The organism is Flavobacterium rhizosphaerae, assembly GCF_046000445.1.
GTDB lineage: Bacteria > Bacteroidota > Bacteroidia > Flavobacteriales > Flavobacteriaceae > Flavobacterium > Flavobacterium rhizosphaerae.
The window spans coordinates 165,630-184,714 of record NZ_JBELPZ010000003.1 but is presented as its reverse complement, the minus strand read 5'-3'; the positions used below and the strand labels follow the sequence as shown (position 1 = coordinate 184,714).

At 39.5% G+C, this 19,085-nt stretch carries 17 protein-coding genes and 1 other RNA gene; 7 read left to right on the top strand and 11 right to left on the bottom strand.

Annotated features, from left to right (window positions below):
* Positions 1 to 48 precede the first annotated feature (48 nt).
* On the top strand, positions 49 to 1,965 hold the full coding sequence (locus ABS766_RS05190) for an ABC-F family ATP-binding cassette domain-containing protein (RefSeq protein WP_408084060.1): 1,917 nt from the start codon (positions 49 to 51) through the stop codon (positions 1,963 to 1,965).
* A 79-nt stretch (positions 1,966 to 2,044) separates the two neighbouring features.
* Here the strand turns inward: ABS766_RS05190 and rny are convergent, their stop codons facing one another.
* The 4 genes from rny to ABS766_RS05170 all read right to left on the bottom strand — a co-directional run bounded on the left by rny (position 2,045) and on the right by ABS766_RS05170 (position 4,479).
* Positions 2,045 to 3,610 carry a ribonuclease Y gene (gene rny / locus ABS766_RS05185; protein ID WP_408084059.1) on the bottom strand — a complete coding sequence of 522 codons (1,566 nt, stop codon included), beginning with the start codon at positions 3,608 to 3,610 and terminating at the stop codon, positions 2,045 to 2,047.
* 88 nt (positions 3,611 to 3,698) lie between these two features.
* A non-coding RNA gene (gene ssrS / locus ABS766_RS05180) (6S RNA) lies at positions 3,699 to 3,805 on the bottom strand.
* Positions 3,806 to 3,862: 57 nt separating this feature from the next.
* Positions 3,863 to 4,153, bottom strand: a complete 291-nt coding sequence (locus ABS766_RS05175; RefSeq protein WP_408084058.1) for a cell division protein ZapA — start codon at positions 4,151 to 4,153, stop codon at positions 3,863 to 3,865.
* 11 nt (positions 4,154 to 4,164) lie between these two features.
* The gene (locus tag ABS766_RS05170) at positions 4,165 to 4,479 is read right to left on the bottom strand and encodes a hypothetical protein (RefSeq protein ID WP_408084057.1); all 315 of its coding nucleotides are present in this window, start codon (positions 4,477 to 4,479) and stop codon (positions 4,165 to 4,167) included.
* A 155-nt stretch (positions 4,480 to 4,634) separates the two neighbouring features.
* Here ABS766_RS05170 and ABS766_RS05165 point away from each other — a divergent pair, with 155 nt between their 5' ends.
* From ABS766_RS05165 to ABS766_RS05155, 3 genes are read left to right on the top strand one after another with little or no spacing between them, the layout of a single operon-like run.
* Positions 4,635 to 6,365, top strand: coding sequence for a M23 family metallopeptidase (locus tag ABS766_RS05165; protein ID WP_408084056.1), 1,731 nt, complete (start codon positions 4,635 to 4,637; stop codon positions 6,363 to 6,365).
* Positions 6,349 to 8,838 (top strand): TonB-dependent receptor, encoded by a 2,490-nt coding sequence (locus ABS766_RS05160; protein ID WP_408084055.1) that lies wholly within the window; start codon positions 6,349 to 6,351, stop codon positions 8,836 to 8,838. Before ABS766_RS05165 ends, ABS766_RS05160 begins: the two co-directional genes overlap by 17 nt.
* Positions 8,839 to 8,883: 45 nt before the next feature.
* Complete coding sequence (locus ABS766_RS05155; protein WP_408084054.1) at positions 8,884 to 9,609, top strand: hypothetical protein; 726 nt, start codon at positions 8,884 to 8,886, stop codon at positions 9,607 to 9,609.
* A gap of 3 nt (positions 9,610 to 9,612) precedes the next feature.
* Here ABS766_RS05155 and ABS766_RS05150 read toward each other — a convergent pair whose 3' ends face one another.
* From ABS766_RS05150 to ABS766_RS05125, 6 genes are all read right to left on the bottom strand, one after another.
* Positions 9,613 to 10,311, bottom strand: a complete 699-nt coding sequence (locus ABS766_RS05150) for a DUF2971 domain-containing protein (RefSeq protein ID WP_408084053.1) — start codon at positions 10,309 to 10,311, stop codon at positions 9,613 to 9,615.
* A gap of 13 nt (positions 10,312 to 10,324) precedes the next feature.
* On the bottom strand, positions 10,325 to 10,948 hold the full coding sequence (locus ABS766_RS05145; RefSeq protein WP_408084052.1) for an HAD family hydrolase: 624 nt from the start codon (positions 10,946 to 10,948) through the stop codon (positions 10,325 to 10,327).
* Between the two features lie 96 nt (positions 10,949 to 11,044).
* Positions 11,045 to 12,874 carry an ABC transporter ATP-binding protein gene (locus ABS766_RS05140; protein WP_408084051.1) on the bottom strand — a complete coding sequence of 610 codons (1,830 nt, stop codon included), beginning with the start codon at positions 12,872 to 12,874 and terminating at the stop codon, positions 11,045 to 11,047.
* Between the two features lie 4 nt (positions 12,875 to 12,878).
* Positions 12,879 to 14,609 carry a phospho-sugar mutase gene (locus tag ABS766_RS05135; RefSeq protein WP_408084050.1) on the bottom strand — a complete coding sequence of 577 codons (1,731 nt, stop codon included), beginning with the start codon at positions 14,607 to 14,609 and terminating at the stop codon, positions 12,879 to 12,881.
* A 41-nt stretch (positions 14,610 to 14,650) separates the two neighbouring features.
* Complete coding sequence (locus ABS766_RS05130) at positions 14,651 to 15,601, bottom strand: glycosyltransferase family 2 protein (RefSeq protein ID WP_408084049.1); 951 nt, start codon at positions 15,599 to 15,601, stop codon at positions 14,651 to 14,653.
* 3 nt (positions 15,602 to 15,604) lie between these two features.
* On the bottom strand, positions 15,605 to 16,162 hold the full coding sequence (locus ABS766_RS05125) for a DUF4199 domain-containing protein (protein ID WP_408084048.1): 558 nt from the start codon (positions 16,160 to 16,162) through the stop codon (positions 15,605 to 15,607).
* A 240-nt stretch (positions 16,163 to 16,402) separates the two neighbouring features.
* Here ABS766_RS05125 and ABS766_RS05120 point away from each other — a divergent pair, with 240 nt between their 5' ends.
* The 3 genes from ABS766_RS05120 (at position 16,403) to ABS766_RS05110 (ending at position 18,609) form a co-directional block, all read left to right on the top strand.
* Entirely contained in the window at positions 16,403 to 16,654 is a 252-nt protein-coding gene (locus tag ABS766_RS05120; RefSeq protein ID WP_408084047.1) for a type B 50S ribosomal protein L31, read from the top strand.
* A 197-nt stretch (positions 16,655 to 16,851) separates the two neighbouring features.
* Positions 16,852 to 18,027 (top strand): GlmU family protein, encoded by a 1,176-nt coding sequence (locus ABS766_RS05115; protein ID WP_408084046.1) that lies wholly within the window; start codon positions 16,852 to 16,854, stop codon positions 18,025 to 18,027.
* A gap of 12 nt (positions 18,028 to 18,039) precedes the next feature.
* Positions 18,040 to 18,609, top strand: a complete 570-nt coding sequence (locus ABS766_RS05110) for a thermonuclease family protein (RefSeq protein WP_408084045.1) — start codon at positions 18,040 to 18,042, stop codon at positions 18,607 to 18,609.
* A 37-nt stretch (positions 18,610 to 18,646) separates the two neighbouring features.
* Here the strand turns inward: ABS766_RS05110 and ABS766_RS05105 are convergent, their stop codons facing one another.
* Entirely contained in the window at positions 18,647 to 19,075 is a 429-nt protein-coding gene (locus ABS766_RS05105; protein ID WP_408084044.1) for a PepSY-like domain-containing protein, read from the bottom strand.
* Between the last annotated feature and the right edge of the window lie 10 nt (positions 19,076 to 19,085).

The following is a 19,085-nucleotide window of genomic DNA, read 5'->3' as shown; positions in this document are numbered from 1 at the left end:
AAAATTTATTGTATTACAAATTTACGGTAAAAATAAGAGTATAGAATAATGCTGAACATATATAATTTATCGGTTTCTTTTGGCGGGACCTATTTGTTTGAAGAAGTAACCTTCAGGCTCAATGCCGGAGACCGTGTAGGCCTTGTGGGCAAAAATGGTGCGGGTAAATCTACCATGCTGAAAATCCTTTCCGGAGATATAAAACCTGATTCGGGTGTTATAGCTACAGAAAAAGAAGTACGTATTGGTTTTTTACGCCAGGATATTGATTTTGTGCAGGGTCGTACAGTGCTTGATGAAGCCTATGAAGCTTTTACTGATATAAAACACACAGAAGCCAAGCTGGAGGAAATAAACCACCTGCTGGCTACCCGTACTGATTATGAAAGCGAAGAATATTCAAAGCTTATTGAAGAACTGAGTGACTATACGCATAGGTATGAGATTTTGGGAGGATATAATTATGTAGGTGATACAGAGAAGATACTTTTAGGGCTTGGTTTTACACGCGATGATTTTGATAAGCTTACCGATACATTTTCCGGCGGATGGCGGATGCGTATAGAGCTGGCAAAGCTTTTACTACAAAGCAATGATGTGCTTTTGCTGGATGAGCCTACCAATCACCTGGATATTGAAAGTATTATATGGCTTGAGAATTTCCTTAAGAATTATCCGGGCGTTGTGGTTATTGTATCGCATGATAAAATGTTTCTTGATAATGTAACTAACCGTACTATAGAAATTTCGCTGGGTAAAACGTATGATTTTAATAAGCCTTATACGCAATACCTGGTTTTAAGGGAAGAGATACGCGAAAAACAACTTGCTACACAACGTAACCAGCAAAAGAGTATTGAGCATACCGAAAAGCTTATTGAGAAATTTCGTGCCAAGGCAAGCAAAGCCTCTATGGCGCAATCGCTTATCAAAAAGCTGGATAAGGTAGAGCGTATTGAGGTTGATGAAGATGACAACTCAGTTATGGCTATTTCTTTTCCGGTATCGGTAACACCGGGAAGGGTAGTGGTAGAGGCAGAACATGTTACAAAAAAATATGGCGACAAACTGATATTAGAAGATCTTAACCTTTTGGTGGAACGCGGCAGTAAAATTGCTTTTGTGGGCCAGAACGGCCAGGGTAAATCTACTTTTATAAAGGCTATAGTAAATGAGATTGACTATACTGGTGTTATCAAGTTAGGGCATAATGTACAGTTAGGGTATTTTGCCCAAAACCAGGCAGAACACCTTAACGGGGAAATCACATTGCTTGAAACTATGGAGAATGCCGCTACAGATACCAACCGAAGTAAAGTACGCGATATGCTGGGTGCTTTTTTATTTAGGGGGGATGATGTTGAAAAAAAGGTAAAAGTGCTTTCAGGGGGCGAAAGAAACCGCTTAGCTTTATGTAAGCTGTTGTTGCAGCCTATAAATGTTCTTGTAATGGATGAACCTACCAACCACCTTGACATTAAATCTAAAAATGTACTGAAGGCCGCGCTGCAAAAGTATGAGGGTACCTTATTGATTGTTAGCCATGACAGGGACTTTTTACAGGGTATGGGGAATATTGTTTATGAGTTTAAAGATCATAAAATAAAAGAATACCTGGGTGATATTAATTTTTACCTGGAACAGCGTAACCTGCAGAACATGCGTGAAGTTGAAAAACGGGATGTAGTAAAGTCCCAATCTAAAAAGGAAGAAAAACCAAAGCAGCAACTTAGTTTTGAAGACCAGAAAAAGAATAAGACACTGCAAAACAGGTTAAGTAGAGTAGAAAGTACAATACAGCAACTTGAAAATGACATACAAAAAGACGACCGTAACCTTGCCGCCCACCCTGAAAAGTTGATGCATGATGCTTCTTTTTTTGCAGCCTATGAGCAAAAAAAGAAAGAGCTTGAAGATTTAATGGAAGAGTGGGAAAAACTGCAGGAAGAACTGGAAACACCATAACCGTTAGTTACCAGTTTGTAAAGAAAAAGCCTGAAAGTGTACACTTTCAGGCTTTTAAATTTTATATATTTTACTAATATTATTTAGCAATATTTACAGCCCGTGTTTCGCGGATTACTGTAATTTTTACCTGGCCCGGATAGGTCATCTCTGTTTGAATTTTGTGTGAAATTTCAAATGAAAGGTTAGAGGCCATATCATCGCTTACTTTTTCGCTTTCAACAATTACACGCAACTCACGTCCTGCCTGTATAGCATAGGCGCTTTTAACACCCTGAAAGCCGTATGCAATATCTTCAAGGTCTTTAAGCCTTTGTATATAGCTGTCCAGTACCTGCCTTCTTGCACCCGGCCTTGCACCGCTTATAGCATCACAAACCTGAACGATTGGTGAAAGGAGCGATTTCATTTCAATTTCATCATGGTGAGCTCCAATAGCGTTGCAAACCTCGGCTTTTTCGCCATATTTCTCTGCCCACTGCATACCAAGTAATGCGTGTGGCAAATCACTTTCAGTATCGGGCACTTTACCTATATCGTGTAATAAACCGGCCCTTTTGGCAAGTTTAACATTAAGGCCTAATTCTGCTGCCATAATACCGCAAAGTTTAGCTACCTCGCGCGAGTGTTGTAACAGGTTTTGTCCGTAAGATGAGCGGTATTTCATACGCCCTATAATTTTTATAAGCTCCGGGTGCAGTCCATGTATGCCCAAGTCTATAACGGCGCGTTTACCTACTTCAACAATTTCTTCTTCAATCTGTTTAGCGGTTTTAGATACCACCTCTTCAATACGCGCGGGGTGAATCCTTCCGTCAGTAACCAGTTTGTGTAATGATAAGCGTGCGATTTCCCTCCTTACGGGATCAAAGCATGAAAGTATAATGGCCTCCGGTGTATCGTCAACAATAATTTCAACACCAGTAGCTGCTTCAAGGGCACGGATGTTACGCCCTTCACGGCCAATAATACGTCCTTTTACATCATCAGATTCTATATTGAATACTGATACACAATTTTCAACAGCCTCTTCGGTACCTACACGTTGTATAGTGTTAATGATAACTTTTTTAGCTTCCTGGTGTGCGGTAAGCTTAGCTTCTTCAATGGTTTCCTGTATATGGGCCATCGCGCTGCTTTTTGCTTCTGCCTTAAGGCTTTCTATAAGCTGTTCTTTGGCTTCTTCTGCCGAAAGGCCTGATATTACCTCCAGCTGGTTTACCTGGCTTTTGTGCAGGCGGTCTATTTCCTGTTGTTTTTTATCAAGGTACTCAATGCGGTTGTTATAATCGGCAATTTTGGTATCAAGCTCCTCATTACCTTTTTTAGCCTTGGCCAGCTCATTAGATATTTGCGATTCTTTATCGCGGGTTCTCTTTTCTGCCTCAGAAATCTTTTTGTCTTTACCTAAAATAACCTGCTCATGTTCGGCCTTAAGTTCTAAAAACTTTTCTTTAGCCTGTAGCAGTTTATCTTTCTTTATAGCCTCTCCTTCGTTTTTAGCCTCTTTTACTATAGTGGCGGCTTCTTTTCTTGCATTGGCTGTAACACTGGTTGCGCTTTTCTTTTCAATCATCTTTGCAACGCCGAAACCTATTGCCAGCCCCACAAGGCCAATAAGTATAGTTAATAATGTAGCATCCATAGTTGTTTTTTATGTTTATGTATAAATATATAATTGGTTTTCTTTTAAAAAAATATATAAAAAAAGCCTACATCAGAAGGTATTGTATAAACTCGTAAAGGACAAGTTTTAGGCTAACCCGCTGTTCAAGGATCTGCTCTGAGGCAGCTTGCTTTAGTAGCGGCGATTCACCCGTTTAAAAAATTGGCGTTGAGTTTATCAAATATGTACTAATGTAGGCAGTATCTTTATGACGTATGCAAAGAACGTTTTTTATTTTTTGAGAATATCACTCAGTTTTTCATCCATTTTTTTCAGCCTTTCAAGGGCATCTTCGGTTTCTGCAGAATTAGTTATTTTTTTTTGCTCGGCCTGCGCTGCAAACTGTAGCGCACACATGGCAAGCACATCCTGCTTATCCCTAACGGCATAATTCTCTTCAAATTGCTTTATCATGGCATCAATTTTTTTAGAAGCGCTTCTCAGCCCTTCTTCCTGGGCGGGGTCTACCGTTAGCGGATAAACCCTGTCAGCTATGGATATTTTTATCTTTAAGCTTGTCATCCATATTCCTTTTATTCGGATAGTTGTGCTATGCAAAAGTCAATTTCCCGTATTAACGAATTTATTTTGAGCTTTGTTTCTCGTTTATTGTCATCACTGCCTAATAATGAATTGGCAATCCTTAACGATTCATTTTGCTGCTGTAACGCTGCAATTTCATCAGACTGTTTTTTCATGGCCGCTTCAGAACGGGATATTTTACTTTCCAGTTCACTATTCTGCTTTTGGAGCTCCAGCATCTTTTTGTAAAGCTCATCAAGCCTACCTTCAAGAGAATCAACTATTTCAGATAATCCACCCATAGCAGCCATACCTTCATTACACAAAGCACAAAGTTAACATTACTTTAAATACAAACAATAGATAGGCCGAAAAATCTTCGAAAATTTATTTTTTATGAGTAATAATTTGCTTTATAAACAGTTATAGGTTTAAGAAAAGCAAAAGGTAGTTTTTGCCTGCTTTTTTATATTTTAGCCGTATGATATTTCGTTTTTTAGCCGTTAGCTTAATTATTTCTGCCACAGCATTTGCTCAGGGGCAGCCTTATCCTGAAAATTATTTTCGCGCACCTATGGATTTGCCCGTGCATGCATCGGGTACGTTTGGCGAGCTGCGCAACAACCATTTTCATGCGGGGCTGGATTACCGCACCAACCAGAAAGAAGGCTACCCGGTATATGCTGCTGCCAACGGCTATGTGTCGCGTATTAAAGTATCCAGCTATGGCTACGGCACCTGCCTGTATATAGACCACCCAAATGGTTATACTACAGTATATGGCCATTTATCTGAATATGCCCCGAAAATTGATGCATATGTAAGGGCAAAGCAATACGAAAAACAATCGTTTGATATAGAGCTTTTTCCGCAGCCGGGCGAATTGCCTGTAACTATGGGGGAAGAAGTGGCACTATCGGGCAACACGGGCGGCTCCGGCGGCCCACACCTGCACTTTGAATACCGCGATACCAAAACAGAGAAAATCATTAATCCGCTCTTTTTTGGCCTCCGGAATAAAATGATTGATAAAAGTGCTCCTGATGTATATGGGCTTATGGCTTATGCTATAAGCGACAGTGCCGTAATAAATGAGTCGGCACAGCCGGTGCGGGTAGCAGTAAAAAAGCAAAAAGACGGTACATGGCTTGCCGGCACACTATATGCAAAGGGTAGCATTGGACTCTCAGTAAACACTACAGATAAAAGTGTGGGCAGCCTTGGCCACAACGGGGTATATAAAATACAGGTTTTTGTAAATGATGCCCCCCAGTTTGGCTATACTTTTGATAAATTTTCGTTTGACGAAGGCCGTTATGTAAACGACCTTATTGACTATGAAAAATACTATGACAGCGGGCAGCGCTTTCAAAAACTTTTTATTACCACCCCCCAGGAGGGATTTTCGCTTTTAGCCGATAATAAAACTAATGGGCAGATTACTGTTGTCCCAGGTAATACAATCCCTTATCGCATTGAGGTATCAGACTTTCATGGTAATAAAACGGTTATAAACGGCACCATTGTGTTTAGTGAGGCCCTTGCTAAAAATATAAGCCCACAAAAGGTTACCCCATATTATGTAGATGTAAATAAGGAGCATAACTATTCAAAAAACGGGGTATCGGTTTATATACCCGCCCACACTTTTTACGATAGTTTTTATATGGATTTTGATGTAAAAGATTCGGTATTACATTTACATGAGCCTAAAGTACCGGTGCACATCCCTATAACGGTATCGTTTAATGTTGATGGCATGCCTGCCGAAAAACTATCAAAATCGTTTATAGCGTGCGTATCTAACAGACGTATCATTTATAATAGCAGCTATACCGAGGGGAGCCTGCTCTCTGCCAAAGTAAAGCAGCTTGGCGATTTTAAGATAATGCAGGATACCACTGCGCCAAAAATCTTCAGCCCCAGCTTTACCACGGGCAAATGGCTGAGCAGTAATAAAACCTTTAGCCTTAAAATTAGTGATAACCTTTCTGGTATTGCTACCTTTAATGCCTGGCTGAACGGTAAATGGATACTTATGCATTATGATTATAAAACCCGTACTATCTTTCACAACTTTAGTGATGGCGTGGCTGATGATGGCCGTAACGATTTAAAAGTTGTGGTAACCGATAATGTGGGAAATTCTACTACCTTTGAAACGCATTTTTTCAGAACACAAAAATCTGCCTCTGTTGAAAACAATAACTAAACTGCTTATACTTTTTGTATTACTAACGGGCGCTACTGCCTTTGCCCAGAAAAAACCATTATTATATGGTATAATGCTGGATGAAAACCACCATCCTATTGAGGGGGTAAATATTTACTATGCAGATATAGAAGGTACTGTACGTACCACAACAAATGAAAACGGTTTTTATCAGATACAGCTTCCGGCAGACCGGCAGGTAGTTGTGTGGTTTGAACACATATCGTTTAAATTGTCGCGTATAGAAATTACAATGGGAGCAGGCGATACGTATGAATTCAGTTCTTTAATGCTGAATAACGTAGAGCAGATGGGCAGCCTGATAATAAATGCCGAAACAGGTTCAAAAAGGGTAGAAGGGGTTATATCGATATCTCCCGAAACCATTCGCAATATTCCCGGGGCAATGCCCGGTGTGGAAAACATTATTAAAATTATTGGCGGTAACAGTAATAATGAATTAAGCAGCCAATATGCCGTGCGCGGCGGAAATTATGACGAGAACCTGGTATATGTAAATGATATAGAAATATATCGTCCCTTTCTTATCCGTAGCGGGCAGCAGGAAGGCCTGAGTTTTACCAATACCAGCATGGTAGAAAATGTAGATTTTTCTGCGGGTGGTTTCCAGTCAAAATATGGCGATAAACTATCATCAGTATTAAATATAACCTACCGTAAACCGGAAAAAAATGCCATACAGGCAGATGCCAGTTTTTTAGGGGCAGCAGTTACTGTTGAAGGGATTTCAAAAAATAAAAAGTGGAGCGGTATAATTGGTGGCCGCTACCGCAACAACAGCCTGTTGGTTAACAGCAAAGAAACCCAGACCAACTACAAACCTACATTTGTTGATGTGCAGACATTGCTAAACTATAACCCTAACCAAAAGTGGGAATTTAGCTTTTTGGGTAATATATCTCAAAATAAATACCATTACCAGCCCCTTACCCGCCAAACAAATTTTGGTACCATAGATGACCCTGTTGCACTGCAGATTTTTTATGACGGGCGCGAAAAAGATGAATACCGTACATATTTTGGTGCGGTGACATCAAAATATAAAGTGTCAGACAATTTTGACCTGAAATTTATAGGCTCTGTTTACCATACCCAGGAGCAGGAATATTTTGATATACTGGCGCAATATGCGCTTGGAGAAGTAGATACTAATTTAGGCAGTGATACTTATGGTGATATACAGTTTGCGCGCGGGGTAGGCTCTCAGCTTAACCATGCCCGTAATGATTTGGATGCGCTTATAGTAAATGCCGAAGTAAAAGGCTATCATGATATTAAGAAAAACCTGGTAGAATGGGGTATTAAGTATACCCGAGAAGATTTCAGGGACCGTTTACTGGAATGGGAAGTTATAGATTCAGCCGGATTTTCACTTAATGCACCTATTTTAGATTTGCCGGTTAATAACCAACCATATACACCCTACACCGGGCCGCTAGTACCTTACCAAAATGTGCGTGCCCTTAATTTTGTAACCATTAACCGTGTGCAGGGTTATGCCCAATGGAGCCGTCGTATGGTTGTTGGCGATAGTGTGCAATTGTATATGAATGCAGGGGCAAGGGTACACCAATGGCAGGTAAGCGGAGATAATTTAGAGAGTAAAAGCCAGGTAGTAATAAGTCCGCGCGCACAGTTTGCCATAAAGCCAAAGTGGAAAAAAGATATGGTTTTCCGCCTTTCGGGAGGGTTGTATTACCAGCCGCCGTTTTACAGGGAGTTGCGTGATTCACTCGGGCAGGTAAACCCCGATGTAAAAGCGCAGCGGTCTATACATATTGTAGCCGCTAACGATTATAGCTTTACCGTAAATAACAAGCGTTTTAAGCTGGTTAGCGAGGCATATTATAAAAAGCTGGACGATGTTAACACCTATACACTTGAAAATGTGCGTATACGCTACCGCGCCAATAATGATGCGGTTGCCTATGCTTACGGGCTTGACATGCGCCTGAATGGTGAGTTTGTACCGGGAACAGAATCGTGGCTGAGTTTTGGTTATATGAAAACCGAAGAGAATATTAATGACCGCGGTTATATTGCAAGGCCTACTGACCAAAGGCTTAAATTTGGTATACTGTTTCAGGATTATGTGCCTACTATACCAAGCCTTAAAATGTACCTCAACCTTGTATATAATACAGGGTTACCGGGTGGCTCTCCATCTTATGCCGATAGTTACCAGTACCAGTCCAGGCTTAATGATTATCGGAGGGCAGATGCAGGCTTTTCGTATGTAATTGTTGATGCCCAAAAGAAAGATAAAGTGTCGGCCACCTGGCTTAAGCCTTTTGAGGAGTTAAGCATTGGGTTAGAAATTTTTAACCTGTTTGACAACCAAAATGCCATTACCAACACCTGGGTGCGCGATGTATATACCAAAAGCCAGTATGGCATACCCAATTATCTTACCAGCCGTGTATTTAGCCTTAAGCTGTATGCCAAGATATAATTATTGAAACATTTTGCTTATTTTTGGTGTAACATCATGTTTGATATGAAAAAAACGTTTGTACTATCATTTGCCGTAATAGGTTTGTTATGTTTTGGATGCAAGGAAAAAGAGAAGCCCAAACCGAAGGTAAGCTATAAGGAAACTGCACGTACTCCTTTAAAGAAAACAGATTCTACGCAAATTAAAATAGCCGACCTTCCTGTTATTATGGAGGGTACACAATATTTAATACATCCTGTTGGGGATATACGTATTTATGACGATTACAGCCGCAGCTATGGCAGCAGCCGTACCAACAATATAAGTTATGCCATATCAAATTATAATCGTTTTGAAATTACAGGCTACTTTGAAAACCTTAAATTTCAGCATATAGATTCTACAGCAATGCGTCCGCTGACTGATGAACTGATACAAATACAAACAGCCACATACCTTAATACTTTTGCTGATAAAACCAGGAAACAGGTGCTTATATATACCTTGGTAGATTCTGACACTAACCAGGATGGCAAAGTTGACTCTAATGACATACGCTCTTTATACATTAGCCATATTAACGGTACAGGTTTTAAAAAACTCTCCGGTGCTATGCAGGAGCTGGTAGACTGGAACCTTATAGAGGCGCAAAACCGCATTTACTTCCGTACACTTGAGGATATTAATAAAAATGGGGCTTTTGATAAAAATGACCGCGTACACTACCACTATGCCAACCTGCTTTCGACTGATTGGGAAGTTACCGATTATGAGCCGGTTAGTAATTAATTGCTAAATTAAAATATCACTTTCCAAATCAGACTTTTCTACACTGAAATCAAAACCAAGTTGTGCCATAAGCTGTATTACCAAGTTTTTATACCAGTTTTGAGATTTTGGATGTATGTATATCTTTTCAATAAGCTGGTTTATATCAACGGCTGTTTTTAATCCTTCGTTAATAGTAAGTTTGTGAGAGGAAAGGTCTGAAATTATGCGGACTTCACGCTCATACTGAAAGCTCTTGCGCTTAAATAGAAATGGGAAAAAGTTATTATCAAAAGGGATGTATTCTTTTTTATAGTCTATATATTCTACCTCCCCAATATGCTGCTCATAATTTGTTTCGGGTTTAAGCGCTTCCTGCAGGCGTCCTATAGTGCTTTGTATGGCCAGCCCTTCCTGGTTTTTAGTAAATATCTGCCACATGGCATAACTTTCGTATTCATTGATGTGCCAGCTGCTGATAACTACATTTTTGCGGTGTGACTTATAGTTATCTAAAAATTTTGGGTTGTTTTCAGATATTTTTTTTAATTCCTCATAGGTTGGCTCACTAAATGTACCTTCGTACTGGTCTTCAAATTTATCTGAGCGCGACATAAAGAGCTGCCTGCACAACAGCAGGTCCAGAAATTTAGAAAGGTCCAGGTATTTCCACACTATAGTGTCTTTATGCGGTAGTTTTATTTCTTCATTGCACACATACATGAGATTGCCGTTTTTAAGTGTTCTGGTATATGCGTTTCAGGTCTTTAAAATGGCTTATTTTAAAATCAGCCTCTTCTTTGCTAAAGTTGTCATTTTTATCATATAAAACAGTGGTTATGCCCAGCGCTTTGGCTGCCGCTATTTCACTTTCAGGGTCGTCACCTACTACAAGTACTTCTTTGGGTGTAAGGTTGTGGCGTTTTAGTATATCTGCAAATACTTCTTTTTTAGAGGTTACAACGGGGTTTACAATATGTATCTCATCAAAGTCGCTGGTAATTCCCAATTGCTTTATTTTGCTGTGCTGCATTTTAAAAAAACCGGTAGTAACCAGAAAACGCAGGCCGGGTATATTTTTAATTTCCGGATAATCCTCAAAAGAAGCTATAGGTTCGGTATATTCCAGCTCTTCCTGCAAATTAATACCTTTTTGGGTAAGCTCATCGCTAAAATTATGGCGTTGTGCCACAACGCGAAATGGTGTACGCATGGTTGCTTTTTTAATTGATTCCATGTGATGCTCATGTGCGCCACTTTCAGTAATCAGGTCAAAAAGTGGCCCGAAAAGTTTTTCACCAATATCGCTTACCGGATAAATGGTATTATCAAGATCATAAATAATGGCTTTTTTAGGCATGTATTTCTGGTGTTTTAGCAAAGTAAAGTTACGTGTAAAAAAAATAGCCACAAAATGCGGCTATTAATCAATTGTTATTTCTTTTGTGATAAATGCTTACTCAAAACTCTGCATCATTACCAGTTTTTTATAAGTGCCATTCAGGGCTATAAGTTCGTCATGCGTACCCTGCTCTACAATGCTGCCTTTTTGCATTACTACAATTTTATCTGCTTTTTGTATAGTACTTAGCCTGTGGGCAATGACTACCGATGTACGGTTCTGCATCATATTATCCAGTGCTTCCTGTACCAAGCGTTCGCTTTCGGTATCCAGGGCAGAGGTAGCTTCATCCAATACCATAATAGGCGGGTTTTTGAGTACTGCACGGGCAATACTAAGGCGTTGTTTTTGCCCGCCCGAAAGTTTGTTTCCGCTATCGCCAATATTAGTGTCTAACCCTTCAGGCAGCCCTTCTATAAATTCATAGGCGTTGGCTACTTTCAGTGCTGAAATAATTTCATCCTCTGTGGCATTTGGGCGGCCAATTAAAAGGTTATTCCGTACACTATCATTAAACAATATACTGTCTTGTGTTACAAGGCCAATCATACCGCGAAGTGAATTCAGCTTAATGTCACGAATATCAAGTCCGTCAATTTTAATACTGCCTTCCTGCACGTCATAAAAACGGGTAAGCAGGTTAGCTACAGTGCTTTTACCACTACCAGACTGACCCACCAAGGCAACTGTTTGCCCTTTTGGTACCTGTAATGAAAAGTTTTTGAGTACATTATGTTTACTGTCATAGCTAAAAGTAATATTTTCAATTGCAAGCCATTTTTCAAAGTCATTTTTTTCAATAGCATTGGGTGTGTCTTCAATGGCAACATTAGCTTCAAGTATTTGCACAATACGCTCCGCCGATGCTGTACCGCGTTTAAGGTTATAGCTGGCCTTCGATATATCTTTGGCAGGGGTAAGTATATTATATGCCATAAGTATATACCCTAAAAAAATACCAGCTTCCATGCTTTGATCTTTAAAAACCAGATAACCACCGTATACTAATAAAACACTTATAATTAAAATGCCTAAAAACTCACTCATTGGTGAAGCAAGATTTTGACGGTTTGCTACAGTATTGCTATGGCGGAAAAGCTGATTGCTGGTGTCGTTAAATTTTTTACCAAAAATAGCTTCTGCAGTAAAGGATTTAATAATTTTAAGTCCACCAACAGTTTCCTCCAGTATTGAAAGTACTTTTCCCTGTTCCTGCTGCAATAGCATAGATTTCTTTTTTAGTGTTTTGCCTACCTGAGAAACCAAAAAGCCTGCTACAGGTATAAAAACAAAAACAAAAAGGGTTAGCTTTATGCTCAATAGCATCATAGCTGCCAAAGTAAATAAGATAGTTAGAGGCTCTTTAACCACCATTTCCAGGATGTTTTGAAGAGAGTTACTTATCTCATTAACATCCGTTGTAAGGCGTGCTATAACATCTCCTTTAGTAGTATCTGAGTAATAAGAAGCAGGGAGGCGTACTATTTTGGCATACATATTTTCGCGTATATCCTTTATCAGGCCATTGCGCAAATAGGTAATAAAATAAACCGCAAGATAAGTTGTAATATTTTTAAGCAGGAAAATTACAACTATCAGACCAATAATATACATTAGCACAGTAAATATGCCATGTTGGTCTATCTGCATTGTTAAAGTATAATTTAATAAATCTTCCAAGTAAGATTTAATACTGCCAAAGCCTTCGTAAACAGGTTCTTTTGTTATCCTTCTTGTATCTTCAAAAATAACTTTTAATACCGGTATAACCGCTATTAATGATATTGTACTGAAAAACGCGCTTAGCACGTTAAAAAAAATATTCAGGATGATATATTTTTTATAAGGCTTTGCTAAACGCGCTATTTTTTTATAATCACTCATTCATTTATTTGAGGCCCATTTCCTCTATAATATTCTTAATTTTCCGGTCAAGGGCAGCCTCAACCGTTTTAAAATCGTTTACATCATCCAATGTATCGTTTACACTGAAATAAAATTTAATTTTTGGTTCTGTACCACTAGGGCGTGCACATATTTTACTGCCATCTTCAAGGTAATAAATAAGTACGTCGCTTTTTGGCATATCTATTTGTTCTTCCTCGTTGGTAATAAGATTTTTTGCAATAGAAGACTGGTAATCTTCAATCATTACCACACGTTGGCCGTTAATTTCTTTAAGCGGGTTTTCCCGAAGGTTAACCATCATTTGTTTTATTTCTGCAGCGCCTTCTATACCTTTTTTGGTAATAGAAATAAGATACTCCTTATAAAAACCATATTTTACATACAGTTTAAGTAACTCCTGGTATAATGAACTTGCCTTGGCTTTAGCCTGTGCGGCAATTTCGCAAAGTAGCAGGGTAGAGGTTACCGCATCTTTATCACGCACGGCATCGCCCACCATGTAACCAAAACTTTCTTCGCCGCCGCCAATAAATTCCTGCTCAGGGAAGTCTACAATCATTTTGGCAATCCACTTAAAGCCGGTTAAGCCTACTTTACATTCAATGCCATATGCCTGGGCAAGCTCATGCATCATTGGTGTAGATACAATGGTAGAACCAATAAACTGTTTTCCGTCAATCTTACCTTGTTTTTTCCATTCGTTCAGTAAAAACTCGGTCATTAGTACCATAGTCTGGTTGCCGTTTAGCAATGTCATAATGCCATTGCCGTTACGTACAGCCACACCAAGCCTGTCAGCATCCGGGTCTGTACCAATTACAATATCAGCGTCTACCTGGTCAGCCAGTGCCACAGCCATACTAAGCGCTTCCGGCTCTTCGGGGTTTGGTGACTTAACCGTTGGGAAGTTTCCGTTTGGCACTGCCTGTTCTGCCACTATGTGTACGTTGCTATACCCTGCATTTTCCAGCAGGTCCGGTATAAGCTTAACCGATGTGCCGTGTAACGGCGTATATACTATTTTAAGGTTTTGCCTTGCCTCGGGAGAGGTGTTAAAAGTAGCATTAACCAAAGAGGTTTTAATAAACTCCTTATCTATTTCGCTGCCTATATATTCAATAAGGTCTTTATTAGCTTCAAAATTAATAGCATCATACTGCAGTGCCTCTATAACCTGTATCAGTGCTTTATCATGCGGGGGAACCAATTGGCCGCCATCCTGCCAGTATACCTTATAGCCGTTATACTCCGGTGGGTTGTGTGATGCTGTTAATACAATACCAGCCTGACATTTTAAGTATTTTACGGCATAAGAAAGCTCCGGTGTTGGCCTTAACTCTTCAAAAAGATATACTTTAATACCATTAGCCGAAAACACATTGGCTACTGTTTGCGCAAGTGTATCGCTGTTATTGCGGCAGTCATACGCAATAGCAACCTTTAATTCTTCTCCGGGAAATGAAGTTTTAAGGTAATCAGACAATCCCTGTGTGGCTTTGCCCAGGGTGTATTTGTTAATACGGTTGGTGCCGGGACCCATAACGCCCCTCATGCCGCCGGTACCAAACTCAAGGTTGCGGTAAAAGCTGTCTTCCAGCTCTTTTGGGGCAGATGTCATCATTTCTTTTATGGCATCCCTGGTCTGGGTATCAAAAACGGGAGAGGTAAGCCATACATTAACCTTGTCTAATAACGTTTTTTCAATTTCCATGTTATGTTAAATTAATTGTGTGAGAGTCTTCAAATTTAAGGCTAAATTATTTCATCTATCTTATAACGTTGTTCATTATTTTTTGTGCGCAAAACAATTTCGCCTAAAAATCCGGCCAAAAATAATTGGGTGCCAATAATCATTGTGGTAAGGGCTATATAAAACCATGGGTTATCTGTAACCAATATGGCTTTTTCATGAGCATAAACTTTATAGAGTTTGCTAATGCCTATATATATTGCCGAGGCAGAGCCTATAAAAAACATAAGTACACCCAGTGCACCAAACAGGTGCATGGGCCTTTTTCCAAACTTTGAGATGAACCAAATGGTTATCAGGTCTAAAAAACCATTGATAAACCGTTCCATGCCAAATTTTGTAGTGCCGTATTTGCGTGCCTGGTGTATCACCACTTTTTCACCTATTTTTTTAAAACCTGCGTTTTTGGCCAAAACAGGAATATAACGGTGCATTTCGCCCGAAACTTCTATATTTTTAATTACTTTTTTCTGGTAGGCTTTAAGCCCGCAATTAAAATCGTGCAGTTTTACGCCCGACGTTTTTTTTGCTGCCCAGTTAAATACTTTTGAAGGCAGGTTTTTGGTAAGTTTAGCATCATACCTTTTCTTTTTCCAGCCCGATACCAGGTCAAATCCCTGATTTTTAATTAAGCTGTAAAGTTCGGGTATTTCATCAGGGCTGTCCTGAAGATCAGCATCCATGGTGATAATAACATCTCCCTGTGCTTTTTCAAACCCGGCATGCAAAGCCTGAGATTTGCCATAATTGGTAAAAAATTTAATCCCCTTTACCGCGGTATCCTGTTGTGCCAGTTTGCTAATAATATTCCAGGAGCCATCAGTACTGCCGTCATCAATAAAAATAACTTCGTAGGTATAGGCGTTTTCTGCCATTACTTTAGTAATCCACCGGTAGAGTTCTTCCAGGGATTCTTCTTCATTAAGCAGGGGGATAACTATAGATAGGTTCATGTATTAGTATGTACCGGGCTTTTCTTTTTTAACAATAGCACCTACTAGTAAAGAGTAAATCAGCCCAAGGAAGGCATATATTATTATTGTTACAGGAAATGCTATATAAGGCTTCATAAACATTTCCGTAACTTTAATAGTCATTTTTAATTGCTCTGCAGTTAAATTCGGGTTGGTTGCTACCTGTGCCTCTTTTACTTTTTGAAGTATTTCGGCTTGCGCTTCGGGAAATATGAGGTAGAAAACAATATTAAAAACAGCAAAAACTGCGGCTGCTATAACTGTTGTTGCAACACCTGTTTTTAGAGATTCACCAAATTTTATATAGCCACCATTTTGCTTTTTAAAATAATTGCATGCAAGCGCTATAAATAAAACGGGTAATATCAAATTGTTTAAAATACTGTTAATCAGTCCTATAGTTTTGTTTTGTTGCGGGTTAATGTCTAATGCGTAGGCTATTATGAATTCTAAAATCATTATAACGCCAAAAATAACGCCGTAATTAACTGCGGCTTTACCTGTTTTTACTGGCTGTACTGCTGTGTTGTTTTGTTCCATGATTAATCTGTTTGGTTTATGTGAGACAAATATACAATTTATGCCGTATATGTCGTAATATTGCGGCAGATGTTACACTGCAAAAAATAATAGCTAAGTATTTGATATTAAAAAAATAATTGTACTTTTGCAGCCTGAATTGAAAAAAGTTTAAAAAACAAAAAGCTTTCAGGCGTTTACACCTTCTGCCTACAGAAGCCTCGAAACAAGTGGGAGCCAGAACAATAAAATTTACTTAAAATGAAAAAAGGTATTCACCCGGAAAATTACAGATTAGTTGCTTTTAAAGACATGAGCAACGACGAAGTGTTTATAACTAAGTCTACAGCAGACACAAGAGAAACAATAGAACACGAAGGTGTTGAGTACCCTGTTGTGAAATTAGAGATCTCTCGTACTTCACACCCTTTCTATACAGGTAAATCTAAACTTATTGATACCGCAGGACGTATTGACAAGTTCAAAAACAAATATTCTAAATTCAAAAAATAATTTTTGGATTTTCAATCTATACAGAAGCCTTCCCGAAACGGAAGGCTTTTTTGTCTTCATACCAATCCTTCCTATTCAAAAGGAAGGATATTGCTACTCTACAGCCCTGCCACTTTATAATTTTCCTACTTTGTAACTCCAAAACTTTAGCTAACTTTGGCGCATTGCTGTTTTGAACCTTTTTAAAGCACAACATCATGAATTATATACTTTTTGACGGCCCGGTGCGCAATGCCTTGTTGCCGTTTACTTTTACCCGACCTGTTGCCGATATACGCATTGGCATACTTACCATACGAGAAAAATGGGAAATGTACCTGGGATATACCACCACTACCATTACCGAAGAATACCTGATGGAAAAATACCCTATGGTGGAAATGGAGGAAAATGTGATGATAAACAGTGCTATTTTGCCTAATGAAGTGCTGGCCGAAATGGTAAAATCGCTGGAAGGGAACCAAGCTATTTTTTCAGGCGATGATGTAGTGGCGTTTTATGCTAAAGACACGCAGGAAGAAGTAGATTTTGATGCCTATGAGATTATATATTATGATGATGAGGTACTTAAAATTGAACAGGTATGGGATATATTCCGAAAGAATGATGCTGCGCTGCGTGAGGATTTTGAATTGCTTACCGCAGACAGGAAATCACAGCCTATACCGGCTTCAGTAAATACTTTAGCACCGGAGAATATTTTTATTGAGTACGGCGCTAAATTAGAATTTGTTACGCTAAATGCTGCTACCGGTCCTATATATATAGGTAAGGATACCGAGATTATGGAAGGCTCAATCATCCGCGGGCCGTTTGCCCTTTGTGATGGCGCAGTAGTAAAAATAGGAGCTAAAATTTATGGCGCTACCACTATTGGCCCTGAATGCCGCGTAGGGGGCGAAGTAAGTAACTCGGTTATGTTTGCTTATAGTAATAAAGGCCATGACGGCTTTTTAGGGAATTCTGTTTTAGGGGAGTGGTGCAACCTGGGAGCCGATACCAACAATTCTAACCTCAAAAACAATTATGAGGAAGTGAAACTGTGGAGCTATGAAAAAGAGGGGTTTGTAAAAACAGGTTTGCAGTTTTGCGGCCTAATGATGGGCGACCACAGTAAAAGCGGTATCAATACCATGTTTAATACCGGTACAGTAGTAGGTGTTTGTTCTAATATATTTGGCAGCGGTTTTCCCAGAAATTATGTGCCAAGCTTTTCATGGGGGGGCGCTTCGGGCATGGTGAACCACCATATTAATAAAGCTTTTGACACGGCCCGCGTTATGATGCAGCGCCGGAATGTTGAATTTACCGACCAGGATGCTGACATACTTCAGTATATATATGATGAAACCCAACAACTAAGGGATAAATAGTATACTTTTTTGATGGCAAAACGCAGGACCAGTAAACCCAAATACAGCATTGCTACCTTATTGGTAATGCTGATTTTGGCCGTACTTTATAACTATAATCAAAAAACACAACCGGATAGCCCACGTAAAGGTAATGATACTAAAGAAGTACGTGCGCTTAAAACCTTTACAGGGAAAGTAACAGCTGTAAAAGACGGCGATACCTTTGAGGTTTTGTATGATGGGCAGCCCGAACGCGTGCGCCTTGCAGAAATTGACTGCCCTGAAAAAAAACAGGCTTATGGTATGAAAGCCAAACAATACGCATCTGACCTCTGTTTTGGTAAAATTGTAACGGTAGAATCGGGAGGCAAGCGAGACCGGTATGGCAGGGTAGTAGGTACTGTAATTACACAGGAAGGTATTAATGTAAACGAAGAGATGATTAAAGCCGGTTATGCCTGGCATTATAAAGACTACAGCAATAATGCCCAGCTTGGTGTGTATGAAGAACAGGCACGCCAACAGCATCTTGGTTTATGGGCTGCCAAACGCCCACAGGCTCCGTGGGAATATAGGCGCGATATAAGGCGGCGTAAGTAAAAAAACCGCAGACACTATATATCTGCGGCGGAAAGATTTAGCTATCTATCCTTAAAAAATCCCCATTTTTATCAAATTCCAGCTCAAGGTCGCTAAAACATTCTACTTTGTAGCCCCAGTTTTTCCGTTCAATTTTCTCTATATTCTGCCCCTTGTAATTTTTAGCCAGATAGGCCGAAATTTTCTTTGGCAGCAGCCCCGGCGGTATTACCGATGCATTTGCTTCAACTTCTTTCCACAGGCCAGCTGCATCAAACTCAACTTCTGCACTGCCGGAAAAATGTATTTCGTATTCGGTGCTATGTGTATCTTTTTCTTCTATGATATACGATATTGCCTGGCTAGGGTAATATGTAGTAACAAAACTCTGTGCCTGCCCGGGCAGTTCGGTAAGGCCAATGTTTCTTTTCTGGGCGTTGCACGATATAAAGCTTAGTACTGTAATAGCAAAAACAATTTTTTTCATAACTAATCTT

What these genes read in the sequence shown, in the direction of transcription:
- ABS766_RS05190 (WP_408084060.1), top strand. Translation starts at nt 49, where the DNA reads ATGCTGAACATATATAATTTATCGGTTTCTTTTGGCGGGACCTATTTG.
- rny (WP_408084059.1), bottom strand. Translation starts at nt 3,610, where the DNA reads ATGGATGCTACATTATTAACTATACTTATTGGCCTTGTGGGGCTGGCA.
- ABS766_RS05175 (WP_408084058.1), bottom strand. Translation starts at nt 4,153, where the DNA reads ATGACAAGCTTAAAGATAAAAATATCCATAGCTGACAGGGTTTATCCG.
- ABS766_RS05165 (WP_408084056.1), top strand. Translation starts at nt 4,635, where the DNA reads ATGATATTTCGTTTTTTAGCCGTTAGCTTAATTATTTCTGCCACAGCA.
- ABS766_RS05155 (WP_408084054.1), top strand. Translation starts at nt 8,884, where the DNA reads ATGAAAAAAACGTTTGTACTATCATTTGCCGTAATAGGTTTGTTATGT.
- ABS766_RS05150 (WP_408084053.1), bottom strand. Translation starts at nt 10,311, where the DNA reads ATGTATGTGTGCAATGAAGAAATAAAACTACCGCATAAAGACACTATA.
- ABS766_RS05145 (WP_408084052.1), bottom strand. Translation starts at nt 10,948, where the DNA reads ATGCCTAAAAAAGCCATTATTTATGATCTTGATAATACCATTTATCCG.
- ABS766_RS05140 (WP_408084051.1), bottom strand. Translation starts at nt 12,874, where the DNA reads ATGAGTGATTATAAAAAAATAGCGCGTTTAGCAAAGCCTTATAAAAAA.
- ABS766_RS05135 (WP_408084050.1), bottom strand. Translation starts at nt 14,609, where the DNA reads ATGGAAATTGAAAAAACGTTATTAGACAAGGTTAATGTATGGCTTACC.
- ABS766_RS05130 (WP_408084049.1), bottom strand. Translation starts at nt 15,601, where the DNA reads ATGAACCTATCTATAGTTATCCCCCTGCTTAATGAAGAAGAATCCCTG.
- ABS766_RS05125 (WP_408084048.1), bottom strand. Translation starts at nt 16,162, where the DNA reads ATGGAACAAAACAACACAGCAGTACAGCCAGTAAAAACAGGTAAAGCC.
- ABS766_RS05120 (WP_408084047.1), top strand. Translation starts at nt 16,403, where the DNA reads ATGAAAAAAGGTATTCACCCGGAAAATTACAGATTAGTTGCTTTTAAA.
- ABS766_RS05115 (WP_408084046.1), top strand. Translation starts at nt 16,852, where the DNA reads ATGAATTATATACTTTTTGACGGCCCGGTGCGCAATGCCTTGTTGCCG.
- ABS766_RS05110 (WP_408084045.1), top strand. Translation starts at nt 18,040, where the DNA reads ATGGCAAAACGCAGGACCAGTAAACCCAAATACAGCATTGCTACCTTA.
- ABS766_RS05105 (WP_408084044.1), bottom strand. Translation starts at nt 19,075, where the DNA reads ATGAAAAAAATTGTTTTTGCTATTACAGTACTAAGCTTTATATCGTGC.